This is a genomic window from Glaciecola sp. 2405UD65-10, from assembly GCF_048820975.1.
Taxonomy (GTDB): Bacteria; Pseudomonadota; Gammaproteobacteria; order Enterobacterales; family Alteromonadaceae; genus Glaciecola.
The window spans coordinates 2,517,484-2,532,990 of record NZ_JBMEUF010000001.1; the positions used below are offsets into that span (position 1 = coordinate 2,517,484).

Consider the following 15,507-nt stretch of genomic DNA (forward strand, 5'->3'; position numbering starts at 1 on the left):
TCAACCATGTTTAGGAAGTCCAGTTTGGCCTATGTTATGTCTGCGGGGTGACTCTTGACTTCCAATTTGTATTGAACCAACTATACAAAAAGTAAGAATTAATGAGGAAATTATGAAGAATAAGTTACTTGCTGTCCTGTTATTGCTGTCATCATTTACGGCTTACGCAGACCTTGAAATGTGTCGTAAACTTACTGTTGGCTTTGGTGAATATATGGAGGAGCTTGCTCCTGAATATGAAGAGAATGAAATCGCTGTTATGGCAAAACAGTACGCACAAGATCTTGAAGATTTATATAGAAGTGATTTTGTATCTTATGGACTAAGATATAGGGAATATAAAAAAAGAGGAATGAATGAAAAGGCTCAAGAAGTTCTAAATAATTTTTCAAACAGAGTTGGTTACGTAGCAAAAAGCTTTGAAGAAGACACAGAAAATAGATATAAGGTTAAGATTACACTTACACCAGATGAGTATGGGAATATGAAGGTTGATTGGCATATTGCATACGGGCAAGTTATTAAAAATGATAAAGCAGAAAACTTCAGCTCAGAAATAGAACTATATAAAAATGTTATTACTGATAGGCCTGCAATATTTAACGCAGATAAAACCTTAAGAGGAGTAGAGTTAAAAAACTCTAAAATGGTAGAGTTCGAAAGTCTTGAAATGATGGGTGTTTATATAAATAAAGAAGTGCATTCAAAGTGTAAAAAGTATTTAGACTTTGTCGAAACAAAAAGAAATCTTCATAAAGCCACAATATCTGGTAACACAAAAGAAACACTTTCAAAGTCATTTGTATACATTGTAAGAACAAAGGATAAAGAATATTACGGTGACCCAGATAAAATGTCATTTGGTGTAAGATCTTATTATTATAGTAACGTTACTGAAGCTCTGAGTATTTATAAGCAATAGTAAGCCACTAAAACTACTCCATAATTGTATTAAATTGGACGTCACCATAAAATCAAGTAATAGCAGATGATATTCACTGGAATTGAAAACGAAACACTGGAATTTAAAATAGTTGGTTATGAAATTCCCGAAAACCAAGGCCCCTCTTACGAAGCTAACTTTTTGTATATAGAGTTAGATGTAAAAAGTGTTCATAGAAACTGGCACACCGATAATTGTGCGCTTTCAACCACAGATGTTGAAAAAATAATTGATTGGTTTTATAGGCTACAGCAAAACAATATAGTAATACGAGACTTGGAATTTATTGAAAAAGGAATTTCATTTGAATACCTTCAACAAACTAATAGCCAAGTGCAGTTTCGTATACTGCTACATTCGGACTGTACCCCAAATGATATGAAGAATTTTCATATCAATTTCAAGCTAAATGAAAAAGAATTAAAAGTAGTTCATGAAAGCCTACAAAAAGAACTAAGTGCTTTTCCAACTCGCGGTTTTGAAAAATAAAATCTATTCACAAAACTGTATAGCCCCGTTTTGCTCAATGCTGAAACTAATTAGAGTAATCGTGGAAGTTACCATCACCGTCATCACGGCGAAGGCCACGACCTTCTTAGACTACCTCATAGTGATATTTCAGTGCCGCTATAGTGCTCAATAAAAAGGCGTTATTTGAAGTGCGAAGTTTTTTCTCTATATTAAGGGCATAAACGAATGTAATTTCTTGCAACTAAAAAAGGCCGTACATGTTTTCAATATGTGTAGAACGAGTAATAGACAAACCCATCCAAGAGGTTTTCGCTGCCCTAAGTGATCACGAAAACTACGCACAATTCAAAGGCGTAGATGAGTCAAATTTAATAGTAGAAGGTAAGTTTGATAAAAACGGCGTGGGCGCGGTACGCGAAATAATAGCCGCTGGCGCCAATTTGCACGAAGAAATTGTGAAATATGATCCACCTTACACTTTGGGATACAAAATAATTAAATCAACACCGCTCCCATATGATCACGAACTAGGCGAAGTTACTTTGCGGGAAGAAAACGGTAAAACCCATGCGACTTGGCGCTCTAAAGGGCATATAACAATATTTCTTTTGGGCAGCCTGTATTTTGATAAGGCTATTCAAAAAAATGGAAGTAGAGCCTTTGGCAGTATTTTAAAACAAATTAGCCAACGTTAAAAAAAGCGGCTTAAGTAAGTAACCAAAAGCCGCCTTACAAGCTTTATTTTTTAGTTAAAGAACATTCTAAAGGTTACACCCACGGTGCGTGGTTCACCTACTCTATAACCTAGGCGAGCTCTTCCACCGCGCTCTCGGTCAAATGACAATAAAGCGTTTTCGTCAAACAAGTTATTAATATAAAGCAGTACTTCATACTCATCATAAACAAAGCCTGCGCTTACATTCATTGTAGAGTATTTATCTAGCTCTAAATCAAGGTTTGTCACTTCTTCACCTGTGGCTCCGCCAAATGCAAGGTTTGACTGGAAGCTTCCGGCGCCTTCTACTTGGTCACTTGGTTGAGTAATTCTATCTCCCACAAACTGATACGAACCTTGTAGGTAAGTTGCACTTGAACCAAATAATGGCTTATCAAATTCATAGGTAGATGAAATTGCATAAGATGACTCAGGCACTGATGCCAAACGGTTACCATCTTTTACGCCGCCTAGCACATTACCACTACTATCTAGTACCGTACTTCCAAACTCAGCATTTAAGAAACTACCGGCAAATGAAACGAACAAGTTTTGCGTAACTTGGCGCGTTAACTCAAACTCAAGCCCTTGAGTAGTTGCCTCTGGTACGTTAAACGAGATACGTGAAGAACACGAACCAGCGTCTAAGGTTACTTGCAAGTTTTCTATGTCAGAATGAAACGCAGATACATTTGCTGTCCAGCCTCTACCCGATGATTTCACGCCTATTTCATAGTTGGTAAGGGTTTCATCATCATAGTCTTGGAAGTTACCAAACACGTCCAAGTCTTGGTCGTTACATAAGCTTCTGTTTAGTGGGTCATTTACACCACCTAAACGAAAACCTTGTGAAACTTGCGCGTTCACATTTACGTTGTCGTTTACTTGGTATTGGGCAATCGCACGCGATGTAAATCCATCAGAGGTGGTTGAATCGGTTTGATCATCACCGTTAGCGAATAAACCACCGGTCGTAAAACGGCGCGTTTCTTCATAGTCATACCAACGGCTGCCTAAAGTCACCATTAGCTTTTCAGTTGCAGCGTAATTGATTTCACCAAAAATAGCGGTTTGTTGTAAATCATACGGCAAGGTTGCATTGTAAGGTGAATCTGCAGCAAAGCCATTTGCAACAGCTGCGGAAGTGCCGGCACCTAAGGTAGCATCAGTAGCCGCGTCGTATCCGGGTGTAGGCAAAGTTTGCTCATACGTACGCTCAGTATCTGACATAAACGCACCAACAACCCACTGTAAATCGCCTTCGCCGTTTGAAGCAGCACGTAGCTCAAAAGTATCTTGGGTAACTTGTGTTCTATCAAGCAAGTTTGACGGAAGTAGCACCGCCTCATCAGGGAAACCTAAATCAATGCTAACGCTACCGCTTAATGCGCTGGCATCACGGCTAACTAAAATGTCACGGTCGGTATAGCTATACACAAATGTAAAGTCAGCTATATCTGCTGAGTATTCTGCGGTTAAATCAGCAATAAGGGTTTCGTCGTCAAAACCTTCATCAAGCAACAAATATTGTTGTCTTTCTTCAAGCGTAATAGCTGGGCGAGTAGTGGTATATGGGTTTGCAAAAATACTAAACGCTTCCTGGCGGTTTGCGCCATTCACGCTAATGTCTTGCATAATAATACGCGGTGTAATGGTAATGTTTTCAGTAGGTGTATATTTAAGCGCAATACGCCCGCCCATTCTGTCGCCATCATTTACATCTTCTTTTAACGAACCGCCTTCGCCAAGTGCATCAATAAAGCCGGCGTAATCAGTGCGGTAAAACACAGCACGCATGGCTAGGGTGTCATCAACTAGAGGAACGTTTACCATGCCTTTTAAATGATTGCCGTGGCCGCCATCGGTTTTAGTGTTCAGGTTAGCTTCTATTTTAGCATCAAATTCGTCTAACTCAGGTTGATTAGTAATGTAGCGGAGTGTACCGCCTATTGAGCCTGAGCCAAATAAGGTGCCTTGAGGGCCGCGCAATGTTTCAACACGGCTTAGGTCAAACAAGTCTAAGTCAGGTGTAAATAATGAAAGCGAAATAACACTTTCATCTAAATACACACCTACTTGCTCTTTAACACCCGGTTGGTCACGTACTATTTGGCCAGCCGATACGCCGCGCATTGATATTTGGCTTTGTCCGGGGCCTAGATTTTGAATAGAAACGCTTGCTACATTGCGCGAAACATCTTCTAAACTATTTGCGCCAGAACGTTCTATGTCTTTTTGCGTTTGAGCGTTAATTGAAAACGGAACATCTTCAATAGCTAGGCTACGTTTAGTTGCCGTAACCATGATTTTTTCAATTTCTTCATCGTCGTTGTTTTGTGCCGCAGTTTGCGCCATAGCCGGTGCACTAATAACAGCACCTAAAGCTAGACTCACTAAACTTCTTTTAAAAATATGATGATTGTAAAATCTCATAATATGTCCTTTTTTTGATTATATGTATTATTTGTTATTTTTTTGTTGTTGTGTGTAACGAGGGCGAGGATCGCAAAATGTGGCTCGAATATCTACCGCTTTTAGTATGATTTCACTATTTATTTTTACTTTATGTGGCAAACTGAGATAAGCATTTTCATCCTTGAAAAGCGTAAGAATACTGGCAATATACAAACTAGAGGCACTATAGACTAATATATGAACAATAAAACAAATGTTTCACTTGACATTTTTAAGTAACAATTGTTTCATATAGCATATACACACGTGGAAAGACCATTATGCTCAAAACAAAAACTGGGGCAGCTTTTGTTAACCGAGCAGCCGTTAATATACCTATAACAGATTACGCTTTGCGCGATTTAAGCCTAGCTGTAAAAGACCTATTTCATATTCAAGGGCTACCCACTAGTGCGGGCAATCCAAGCTGGCTTGCATCACACACTATTCCCGAACACACCAACAGTAGTGTGCTTAAGCTATTGCAAGGCGGTATTAAATACACCGGCAAAACGCTAACAGATGAATTGGCCTACAGTTTAAATGGGCAAAATGTGCATTACCCAAGCTTGTTAAACCCCATAACACCTGATCGCATAGCTGGTGGTTCATCAAGTGGTTCGGCGGTAGCGGTTTCCAGCAGGCAGGCTGATATTGGCTTAGGTACCGATACCGGCGGCTCTATTCGTGTACCAGCCAGTTACAACGGTTTATTTGGAATTCGTACAAGCCATGGCGCCATTGAATGTGACAACATGGTTCCCCTTGCTCCCGCCTTTGACACCATAGGCTGGATGACCCGAAGCTTGGATCATCTTCAGCGAATAGCCAAGGTATTGTTACCCACGCAAGGCGTAAAAAACCAAACAACTTTACGCTTATGCGTACTCAACAAATTGGTAGAGGGAGCAGAGCACAGCAGCGCAATAAATACTTGGTTGCAAAAGTTAAATGGCGTGCAAATTCAAGCCAAGGCATTTGATGTACAAGCTTTAAATACCAGCGAAACCTTTCGCGTACTGCAAGGCGAACAAATTTGGCAACAGCATGGCGAATGGATAAGCCAGCAAACGCCAGAATTTGCGCCTGATATTCACGACCGATTTAAATGGTGTGCCAGCCTCACTAATGAACAAGTTGCAATGGCCAAAACACAGCAAGTTGTTATTAATGAGCAGGTCAACGCCCTGTTTGAAGATTGCGACTTGCTTGTTATACCTACCACACCCGGTAGAGCGCCAATGCTAGATACACCCGCCAATGAATTAGTAACATATCGTGAAGACTTAATGAGCCTTACCGCTATTGCTGGTTTAGGCAGCTTACCGCAGTTGCACTTGCCTTTATTTAAGATACAAGGCGCGCCTTGTGGCGTATCACTTATTGGTAAAAAGAATACTGACCACGAACTAATTGCAATGGCTCAGCGCCTTATTCATGATAATGAACACGCTTTGCCACCCGTAAAATAACCGAAGAATAAGAATATTATGAGTACAACACAAAAAGCACAAATCGCGTTTACCGCGCCGCATCACGCCGCTACAAATGCTGGCCGTGAAATACTAGAACACGGCGGAACCGCCATTGAAGCCATGGTGGCTGCAGCGGCCTCTATTGCCGTAAATTACCCCCATATGAATGGCCTAGGTGGTGATGGATTTTGGCTTATTAGCGAGCCAAACAAAGCCCCCATAGCAATAAATGCAAGTGGCACCGCTGCACAAAATGCCAATCTTGATTTTTATGCAGGTGAGTCAGCCATTCCTAGCCGCGGCGCCAAAGCTGCGCTTACTATGGCAGGTGCAGTTTCAGGCTGGAAAAAAGCCTTGGAAATAAGTGCGCAGTGGCAAAGCAATCTGCCTCTTGAAGAACTGCTTGATACAGCCATTAACCAAGCACAATGGGGCATTGAAGTGACCCAGAGTTTGTCAGATGCTAGCTTTAAAACCTTTGATGAAATGGCAAATAACCCTGGCTTTGAGCAATTTCTGATTAAAGAAAAAGCACTCAAAAAAGGTAAAGTAATTAAGCTACCTTTAATTGCTAAAACACTTAAAACTCTTGCCAAAAATGGCTTGGATGACTTTTACCAAGGTGAAATAGCTAAGCAACTGGCACACGATTTACAGCAAGCTGGCTCGCCTATTCAGCTATCTGACTTCGCACAATATGAAGCACAATTAGTTGAGCCTTTGAGCGTAACTACGGGCCAAGGCAAGCTTTATAATTTATCAGCACCTACTCAGGGCATTGCTTCGCTAATTATTTTAGCTTTATACGACAAACTGCAAACTAGCAGTATGAGTGAAGCTGAGCACGTACATCTTTTAATTGAATGTACTAAGCAAGCATTCATTAAGCGAAATCAATATGTAAGCGATGCATCTAAAGTGAGCATTGACTTGCAAACACTTCTAAGCCCTAGCGCGCTTGATGAAATGGCAAGTAATATATCAATGGATTCAGCCTTAACATGGCCCCATGAAGCCAAACAAGGTGATACCATTTGGATGGGCGCATGTGACAGTGAAGGGCGCATGGTAAGTTACATTCAAAGCTTATATTGGGAATTTGGTAGCGGTATTGTTAGCCCAAGTACCGGCATTGTATGGAATAACCGTGGTACATCTTTCTCATTAGACGAAGGCCACTTACAGCAACTAAGCCCCGGCTTACAGCCTTTTCATACACTCAACCCAGCTTATGCTGCACTTGATGATGGCCGCAGAATTGCCTATGGCACCATGGGCGGTGAAGGACAGCCTCAAACCCAAGCTGCTTTGTTTAGCCGCTTTGTTTATCAAGGCTTTGATATTAAAGAAGCCATTTCTAGAGGGCGCTGGTTGCTGGGGCGCACTTGGGGTGATGAATCTCATAATCTTAAAATTGAAAGTGACCTAAACGACAAAATAGGCGCAAACTTGTCGCATTTGGGCCATGACATTGCCGTGGTAGACCCATGCAATGAACTTATGGGCCATGCTGGCGCAATTGTGCTTGAAACTAACGGAGAAGTAGCAGCGGCTACCGATCCTCGCAGTGATGGCAAAGCCATTACACAAACATTTAAAACCCCAAGTAAGGCTGAATAATGGATTTACTACTAAACAATTTGCCTACCTTGGCAGCACTTATTGGAACAGGCGTTGTAGCGGGCTTGCTCGCAGGCCTATTAGGCGTAGGCGGCGGCATAGTGATTGTGCCCATTCTATACTTTTTGTTCCAAGCATTTGGTGTATCAGCTGATTCAGCCATGGTAATCGCAACTGCAACATCTTTAGCAACTATTGTCCCCACATCGGTAAGCTCTATTCGAGCCCATCGCAAAAAAGGCAATGTTGATTTTAGCTTGTTGAAAATTTGGGGCCCGTTCATTTTAATTGGCGTATTAGTAGGTAGCTACTTAGTGACCCGAGTTGATGGTGAATTACTTACCACGCTATTTGGAATTATTGCGACCTTATCTGCTTTGAACATGTTATTTGGCAGCAAATCTCCCATGTTCAAAAGCCTTCCGGGTACCGCGGGGCAAGCAGGCATGGGCACAAGTGTAGGCTTGTTTAGCTCATTAGTTGGCATTGGTGGCGGTACGTTAACCGTTCCTATGTTGACCTTTTGCAACTATCCAGCACATCGTGCAGTTGGTACGGCCGCCGCCGTTGGCTTAATTATTTCTCTGCCCGCTGCCATTACCATGTTAATTGTGGGCCAAACACCTGCCGATGCGCCGGTTGGCACCATTGGCTTAGTTAACTTAGTTGGCTTTGTGTGCATTGTGCCACTCACGGTTTTATTTGCACCAATTGGCGCGAACTTAGGCAGCAAGCTTGATGCCGCAAAACTGAAAAAGGTTTTTGCCGTAGTACTTATGATCACAGGCATTCGCATGCTATCTCAATTATTCATTTAGGAATTTGTCATGTCTATTTTAACACCGCCACCTCGTTTACTTATGGGCCCCGGCCCAATCAATTGCTATCCGCGCGTTTTAAATGCGATGTCAACGCAGTTAGTGGGGCAGTATGACCCTGTAATGACCGGCTACATGAATGAAACCATGGCCTTGTATCGCAATGTGTTTAAAACCCAAAACCAGCAAACCATGTTGATAGACGGTACTTCTAGAGCCGGTATTGAGGCGGTACTTGTGTCGGTACTTGAACCCGGCGATAAAATTCTTGTGCCTATTTTTGGCCGCTTTGGACATCTATTGGCTGAAATAGCTGAGCGTGCCGGTGCCGACGTACACACTATTGAAGCACCTTGGGGTGAAGTATTTGAACCTGAGCAAGTTGAACAAGCAATTAAAGCGGTTGGACCTAAAGTAGTCGCCTTAGTACAAGGTGATACCTCAACTACCATGCTTCAACCCCTTGCTGAAATTGGCGCCATATGCCGTGCCCACGATGTAATTTTTTATTCGGACGCTACCGCATCAATAGGTGGAAACCCTTTCGAAACTGACGAATGGAAGCTAGATGCAGTAAGCGTTGGTTTGCAAAAATGTTTGGGCGGCCCCTCAGGCAGTGCTCCTATTACCTTAGGCGAAAGATACGTTGATATTGTAAATAAACGCCGCCACGTAGAAGCCGGCATACGTGACGACAAACACATAGCAGGGCAAGCAAGCCGTATTCGTTCAAACTACTTTGATTTACCTATGATCATGGATTATTGGGGCGAAGAACGCTTAAACCACCACACCGAGGCGTCATCAATGTTGTATTGCGCCCGTGAATGCGCGTTGAACTTGCTTGAAGAAGGAATTGACGCTTCTATTGCTAGGCACAAAACCGCAGGTGATGCCATGCTAGCAGGCGTAAAAGGACTGAACTTACAACCCTTTGGTGACCTAAAGCACAAGATGAACAACGTGGTTGGGGTATATATTCCAGAAGTGGTTGACGGCGAGGCCATACGCCACCAAATGCTACATGACTTCAACATTGAAATTGGTACCAGCTTTGGGCCACTCAAAGGAAAAATTTGGCGCATTGGCACAATGGGTTATAACGCACGCCCCGACTGTGTTTACCAAACGCTACAGGCATTAGAAACCGTACTTCGCCGCTCAGGGCACAAATTATCAATGGGTGAAGGGGTAGATGCGGCCATTGATGTTTATCAAGCGGCCACACGCTAATGACTACCGCCACCACATTTAATCATAAAGCTCAGTGGGTAATGGATTGCTGTGAAGCCCTTGGTAAAGTGAGCCAGTCACCCGCATACGTTGACCGGCGCTACCTAAGCCAAGAGCATAAACAGGCCAATGCCTTAGTCGCAACATGGATGCAAGATGCCAACATGCGTACATGGGAAGATGGCGTAGGCAATTTGTGGGGGCGCTTTGAAAGCGACTCGGCCAACGCTAAAAGCTTACTCATGGGAAGCCACTTAGATACCGTGGTAAATGGCGGTAAATATGATGGTATGTTAGGCGTTGTTGCCCCTATTGCCGTGGTTAAATATTTTCATGAACAAGGTATAAAGCTTCCTTTTCATATAGACATTGTTGGTTTTTGCGATGAAGAAGGCACTCGCTTTGGCTCAACTTTATTAGGAAGCCGCGCACTTACTGGCAAATGGCAAAACGAATGGGCCAACCTTATAGATGCTGACGGCGTTAGTTTACGTGATGCAATGCAAAGCTTCGGTTTGAACTTTGATGCGGTTAACGCTTGCGCCATAAAGGGTGAAGACATTCTTGCCTATTTAGAAATGCATATTGAACAAGGCCCTGTGCTTGAAGCACAAAACTTACCCACCGGCATCGTTACCGGTATAGCCGGTGCTAAGCGCATGTTGTTCAATGTTCAGGGAATGGCGGGCCATGCTGGCACGGTTCCTATGAACAGCAGGCAAGATGCTTTAGCCGGTGCCAGTGAAATGATACTTGCGGTAGAAAAAGTTGCTCAAAGCAATAATATTGTGGCAACGGTAGGCAATATTGCCAACCATCCAAACGCTGTGAATGTGATTTCAGGTAACACCCAATTTAGCGTAGATATTCGAAGCATTGATGATAAGCAGCGTGATGTATGCGTAGCTTCGCTTTTTGCAATGTGCCAAGAAATAGCTGAAAAACGTAACTTAGTACTTACTATTAATGAAACGCATGCTGCGCCTGCAGTTAAGTGTGATAGCGCCCTTATGTTGCAACTAGAAGCCGCAACGAAATTGGCACAAATAAAACCTTTTAATTTAGTTTCAGGTGCTGGGCACGATGCAATGGCCATGGCTGATATTTGCCCTGTAGCCATGTTGTTCACGCGCTGCGAAAAAGGCATAAGCCACCACCCCAAAGAAGCGATTGAAACCCCCGACGTAGCAGCCACATTAGCGGTGCTGTATCACTTCATTCGTAATTTCTAATATAGTTACAGCTGTTCTCACTTATTGACTCACTATAGCAGTGAGTCAATTTTAGCTATCCACTCGCGCTTTGTTTCCTTGGGTAAAAAGCTAGCGCTAAAGCTATTTTTGACTAACTTCACTAAGGCCTTTTCTGTTAAAGGCAAATTATGTAAAAGCGCTAAGTAGTTTTCGTTAAGGTATCCGCCGAAGTAAGATGGGTCATCTGAATTGACCATCACCATTAAATCCATATCAAGTAAATCCAATATATTGTGCTGCGCCATGTCATTTACTACGCACAACTTTAAATTACTCAATGGACATACCGTTAGCGGAATTTGATGCGTTTTTAAGTACTCCATAAGGCTGGGATCTTCACTGCTTCGTACGCCGTGGTCAATGCGGTCTACATCAAGTAAGCGAATTGCTTCCCATACATAGTCAGCTGGCCCTTCTTCACCGGCATGAGCCACAATCAAAAACCCTAGCTCTTTACCTTGCTTAAACACTCTTTCGAACTTGCTAGGCGGGTTGCCTAATTCTGAACTGTCTAAGCCAAGAGCTTTTATCATATTGTAGTAGGGCTTAGCTTGCGCTAAACAAGCAAAAGCGCTGTCTTCACTTAGGTGGCGTAAAAATGACATAATCAAATAAACTGACATACCAAATTCATTTTCAGCTTGTTTAATTGCTCGCTCAAAGCCCTTCATAAATACTGAAAATTCTATTCCGCGCTCTGTGTGTGTTTGTGGGTCAAACATAATTTCTGTGTGCACCACGTGTTGTTCATTACATTTACACAAATACGCCCACATGAGTTGATAAAAATCATCTTCATCAAGCAATACACTTGCACCTTGATAGTACAAATCAAGAAAGCTTTGTAGATCTTCAAACTGGTAGGCATCTTTAATATCGTCAACGCTTGAATACGCCAACGAAACACCGTGCTTTTGTGCCAAGTCCCACATTAGCTGGGGCTCTAGCGAGCCTTCAATATGCAAGTGTAATTCGGTTTTGGGAAGGGCTTGTATTAAAGATTCAAGCCTTGATTGTATTGCCTTGCTTTCGCTCATTTGCGTGCGATCCTATTAAATATTAATTGCCTTGCACTGCACTCATTTGGTGCGCTATGAATTGTTTTTTTGCGCCACTATGCTTATTTTATCAAACTATCGCGAAATATATGCGAGTTACGTGCCTAATTTGTACCCGCTAGCGAGTAAAATAATCTACTTTGCGTGGCCCTTGTTAAGCGTTATAGTGGCATTAAATTTAAAAAAGCCTTATGTATACAAACGCTTAGCCTTACATGGTGTAAAGCGCGAATTAAGCGGCTTTAATTTAGTTTAATTAGTTATGCATTTTTTTGACTACTTGGTCAAGTTTTTGCTTTAGCTTTGCCTTAACTATCTACAAGAACACCTGCTGTAATAGCATTAATATAAAGGAATTTTCATGTCTGCTCGTTTTCTAGACCGCCTATTTCAATTGACTGAACATAGCACCACCATAAAAACCGAAGTCATTGCTGGGCTAACTACGTTTGCAGCAATGTCTTATATTCTTATTGTGAACCCTAGTATTCTAGGCTTAAGCGGTATGCCTGTAGAGGGCTTAATTACGGTTACTGCACTGGCGGCCTGTTTGGGTACGCTACTAATGGCTTGGCTTACAAACTACCCTGTTGCATTGGCTCCCGGCATGGGCCTGAATGCTTTTTTCGCATTCACTATATGCTTAACGCGCGAAGTGCCATGGGAAGCGGCACTTGGTATTGTATTTTACAACGGCCTTTTGTTTTTGCTGCTCACCGTAACTGGCGTGCGCACTAAAATAGCGGAAGCCATACCCGCCTCATTGAAGATTGGGGTGCAATGCGGTATAGGCCTGTTTATTGCCTTCATTGGCCTTAAAAACGCAGGTCTAATAGTTGACAACCCAGCCACATTCGTCACTTTGGGTGACTTATCAGAACCCGCTGTACTGCTTGCCTTATTGGGGATTATTTTTACCGTAATACTGGTCATCAAACAGGTAACTGGCGCCATATTAATATCTATTATTACGCTCACGGTAATAGGCGTATTTATTCCTACCGAAAGCGGCTATTTAACGGCCACACCCGATGCCATAGTTGGCATGCCAGAATCAATTTCCAGCACATTTTTGGCAATGGATTTATGGTATCCCATTGAGAATTTTGCCAACACTTGGGATCTTATATTCGCCCTAATGTTTGTAAACATGTTTGATACCATTGGCACCCTAATTGGCGTATCAAAACGCGCTAATTTAACTGACGAAAACGGTAAACTTCCTAAAATGGGTAAAGCCATGACAGCCGATGCGGCAGCCAGTATTGTAGGCGCTGGCGTAGGTACATCACCGGTAACCAGTTATGTTGAATCAGCTGCTGGGGTTTCTGCGGGCGGTCGCACAGGCTTAACGGCGGTGGTAGTCGCTATATGCTTTGTTCTAGCCTTATTCTTAACGCCACTCATGGTAGTTATTCCCATTATGGCCACTACACCTGCCTTGGTGATGGTAGGCATATTTATGATGGAGTCAATTAAAGACCTAGAGTTTGAAGATTTGGCCAGCGTATCAACCGCCACCATAGCACTTATGGCAATGCCCTTAACCTTCAGCATTAGTGAAGGTATTGCTTTAGGCTTTATTACTTACGTGGGAATAAGGCTAGGCACAGGTGAATACAAAAAAGTCAGTATGATCACCTATGCTATGGCAGCAGTATTTCTGCTGCGCTACATTCTTGACTTAAAGTAAGGGTGGTTTGAAGTAAAAGGCTACTCGCCTTTTGGCGGAAAGTGGGCAAGCCAGTGTTCAGCAATGGCTTGCCTTGTACAAATCCATACATCATCTTGCGCAACCACATATTCAATAAAGCGTGCTAGGGCTTTAAGCCGAGCAGGGCGCCCAACAATTCTGCAATGCAAGCCAATTGACAGCATTTTAGGTGCGTAATCACCTTCTTCGTATAGCACATCAAAAGCATCTTTTAGGTATTGATAAAAATCATCACCGGTATTGAACCCTTGCGGCGCCGCAAAGCGCATATCGTTTGTATCTAGTGTGTAGGGCACCATTAGCAAAGGCTTGCCGTAATGGTAATCGTAATAGGGTAGGTCGTCAGCGTAGGAGTCAGCGCAATATAAAATATCATCCCGTTCAGCAACTAAAGCAAGGGTATTAGGGCTTGTGCGGCCGGTATACCAACCTCGTGGTTTTTCGCCAGTGAGTTTTTCTTGCAAAACAATAGCATCGTCCATGAGTTTGCGCTCTTGCTCAATGGGCATGTCTTGGTAATGAATCCAGCGCATAGCATGGCTGGCAATTTCCCAACCCGCTGTTTGCATAGCATTTAGCGCTTCAGGGCTGCGTTCAAGGGCCATAGTTACGCCAAACACGGTTACTGGTAATTGGTATTTCGTAAACAAGCGGTGTAAGCGCCAAAATCCTGCGCGAGAACCGTATTCATACATCGACTCCATGCTCAAATGGCGGTCGTTAAATGCTTGGGCACCAATAATTTCTGATAAAAACGTTTCTGACTGTTCATCCCCATGAAGCACACAATTTTCAGCGCCCTCTTCATAATTAATCACAAATTGCAGGGCTATTTTAGCCTTATTCGGCCACTTTGGATGTGGCGGATTTTCACCATAGCCTAATAAATCACGCGGATAATCAGCATTAATGGTGTTGTTTTTTGTTTGGCTCATGGGCTTAACTCAATTGTTCAAATGTTTATGAATCGGCTAATTGATACTGAACCGGCACTTCTAAACCGCATCCATGTAAAATCAATTTAATCACCGTTTTAGTGGCCTCAGCAAACTCTTGCTTGGTCATAGCTTTTCCGCGCAGTTGCTTTATTTGCGTGGAAAAATCGGCATAGTGCTGGGTGGTAGACCAAATGTGATATAGCAAAAATTGCGGGTCAACCGCATTTAACTTACCGTTTGCAATCCATTTCTCAATAACTTCTACGCGCCCTTGCACCCAAAGCTTATGCTGCTGTTTAAACGAGCGGTCAAGGTTGCTACCACCATTTATAATTTCTATGGCAAATACTTTCGAAGAAAAAGGATTTGTGCGCGACACTTCCATTTTTTCCGCAATATACTTCGCTAAGGATTCCGCAGGGCAGTCGTGTTCGTTCACGTCATCAAAACTAGAATTCCACATGTCTAAAATAGAGGCCATTACTTCAGAATATAGGCTCTGCTTTGAGCTAAAGTAATAAAGTACATTGGCTTTGGGTAACTGCGCAGCATCGGCAATTTTTTGTATTGAAGCCCCTTTGTAGCCGTCTTGCGCGAACGCTTTTAAGGCGGCAGACATAATAAGTGAGCGCCGCTTGGCACCAATATTTGACACGCTTTTACTTTTCACTGTCATTGGTGTTCACACCGTGTGCTCATTTTTATTTCATTTTCCATAATGTTGCTATACATCTCAATTACTGCTCAAAAACTAAAGTCGAATCTACCTAAGCATGCATCATACCAAAATTTCTAATTTATAGACCTCAAACCAG

The 15,507-nt window shown here is 42.6% G+C and carries 13 protein-coding genes; 9 read left to right on the forward strand and 4 right to left on the reverse strand.

Annotated features, from left to right (window positions below):
* The first annotated feature begins 112 nt into the window (after window positions 1–112).
* The 3 genes from ACOI22_RS11105 (at window position 113) to ACOI22_RS11115 (ending at window position 2,109) form a co-directional block, all read left to right on the forward strand.
* Window positions 113–922, forward strand: coding sequence for a hypothetical protein (locus ACOI22_RS11105; protein ID WP_420672094.1), 810 nt, complete (start codon window positions 113–115; stop codon window positions 920–922).
* A gap of 66 nt (window positions 923–988) precedes the next feature.
* Window positions 989–1,432: a WapI family immunity protein gene (locus ACOI22_RS11110; RefSeq protein WP_420672095.1), complete on the forward strand. Its 444-nt coding sequence runs from the start codon at window positions 989–991 to the stop codon at window positions 1,430–1,432.
* A 239-nt stretch (window positions 1,433–1,671) separates the two neighbouring features.
* Entirely contained in the window at window positions 1,672–2,109 is a 438-nt protein-coding gene (locus tag ACOI22_RS11115; protein ID WP_420672096.1) for an SRPBCC family protein, read from the forward strand.
* Between the two features lie 50 nt (window positions 2,110–2,159).
* Here the strand turns inward: ACOI22_RS11115 and ACOI22_RS11120 are convergent, their stop codons facing one another.
* On the reverse strand, window positions 2,160–4,562 hold the full coding sequence (locus ACOI22_RS11120; protein WP_420672097.1) for a TonB-dependent receptor: 2,403 nt from the start codon (window positions 4,560–4,562) through the stop codon (window positions 2,160–2,162).
* A 302-nt stretch (window positions 4,563–4,864) separates the two neighbouring features.
* Here ACOI22_RS11120 and ACOI22_RS11125 point away from each other — a divergent pair, with 302 nt between their 5' ends.
* The 5 genes from ACOI22_RS11125 to ACOI22_RS11145 are packed head-to-tail and all read left to right on the forward strand — an operon-like array spanning window position 4,865 to window position 10,961.
* The gene (locus tag ACOI22_RS11125) at window positions 4,865–6,055 is read left to right on the forward strand and encodes an amidase (RefSeq protein ID WP_420672098.1); all 1,191 of its coding nucleotides are present in this window, start codon (window positions 4,865–4,867) and stop codon (window positions 6,053–6,055) included.
* A gap of 18 nt (window positions 6,056–6,073) precedes the next feature.
* Complete coding sequence (locus tag ACOI22_RS11130) at window positions 6,074–7,678, forward strand: gamma-glutamyltransferase family protein (protein WP_420672099.1); 1,605 nt, start codon at window positions 6,074–6,076, stop codon at window positions 7,676–7,678.
* Window positions 7,678–8,496 carry a sulfite exporter TauE/SafE family protein gene (locus ACOI22_RS11135; RefSeq protein ID WP_420672100.1) on the forward strand — a complete coding sequence of 273 codons (819 nt, stop codon included), beginning with the start codon at window positions 7,678–7,680 and terminating at the stop codon, window positions 8,494–8,496. Before ACOI22_RS11130 ends, ACOI22_RS11135 begins: the two co-directional genes overlap by 1 nt.
* 9 nt (window positions 8,497–8,505) lie before the next feature.
* The gene (locus ACOI22_RS11140; protein ID WP_420672101.1) at window positions 8,506–9,729 is read left to right on the forward strand and encodes a pyridoxal-phosphate-dependent aminotransferase family protein; all 1,224 of its coding nucleotides are present in this window, start codon (window positions 8,506–8,508) and stop codon (window positions 9,727–9,729) included.
* Entirely contained in the window at window positions 9,729–10,961 is a 1,233-nt protein-coding gene (locus ACOI22_RS11145) for an allantoate amidohydrolase (RefSeq protein ID WP_420672102.1), read from the forward strand. The genes ACOI22_RS11140 and ACOI22_RS11145 overlap by 1 nt, the downstream gene beginning before the upstream one ends.
* 32 nt (window positions 10,962–10,993) lie before the next feature.
* Here the strand turns inward: ACOI22_RS11145 and ACOI22_RS11150 are convergent, their stop codons facing one another.
* Window positions 10,994–12,019, reverse strand: a complete 1,026-nt coding sequence (locus ACOI22_RS11150; protein WP_420672103.1) for an adenosine deaminase — start codon at window positions 12,017–12,019, stop codon at window positions 10,994–10,996.
* Window positions 12,020–12,401: 382 nt separating this feature from the next.
* On the opposite strand from ACOI22_RS11150, the gene ACOI22_RS11155 reads away from it, so the two are divergent.
* The gene (locus ACOI22_RS11155; RefSeq protein ID WP_420672104.1) at window positions 12,402–13,733 is read left to right on the forward strand and encodes an NCS2 family permease; all 1,332 of its coding nucleotides are present in this window, start codon (window positions 12,402–12,404) and stop codon (window positions 13,731–13,733) included.
* A 20-nt stretch (window positions 13,734–13,753) separates the two neighbouring features.
* Here the strand turns inward: ACOI22_RS11155 and puuE are convergent, their stop codons facing one another.
* Window positions 13,754–14,689 carry an allantoinase PuuE gene (gene puuE / locus ACOI22_RS11160; RefSeq protein WP_420672105.1) on the reverse strand — a complete coding sequence of 312 codons (936 nt, stop codon included), beginning with the start codon at window positions 14,687–14,689 and terminating at the stop codon, window positions 13,754–13,756.
* A gap of 25 nt (window positions 14,690–14,714) precedes the next feature.
* Window positions 14,715–15,368, reverse strand: coding sequence for a TetR/AcrR family transcriptional regulator (locus ACOI22_RS11165; RefSeq protein ID WP_420672106.1), 654 nt, complete (start codon window positions 15,366–15,368; stop codon window positions 14,715–14,717).
* Window positions 15,369–15,507 lie beyond the last annotated feature (139 nt).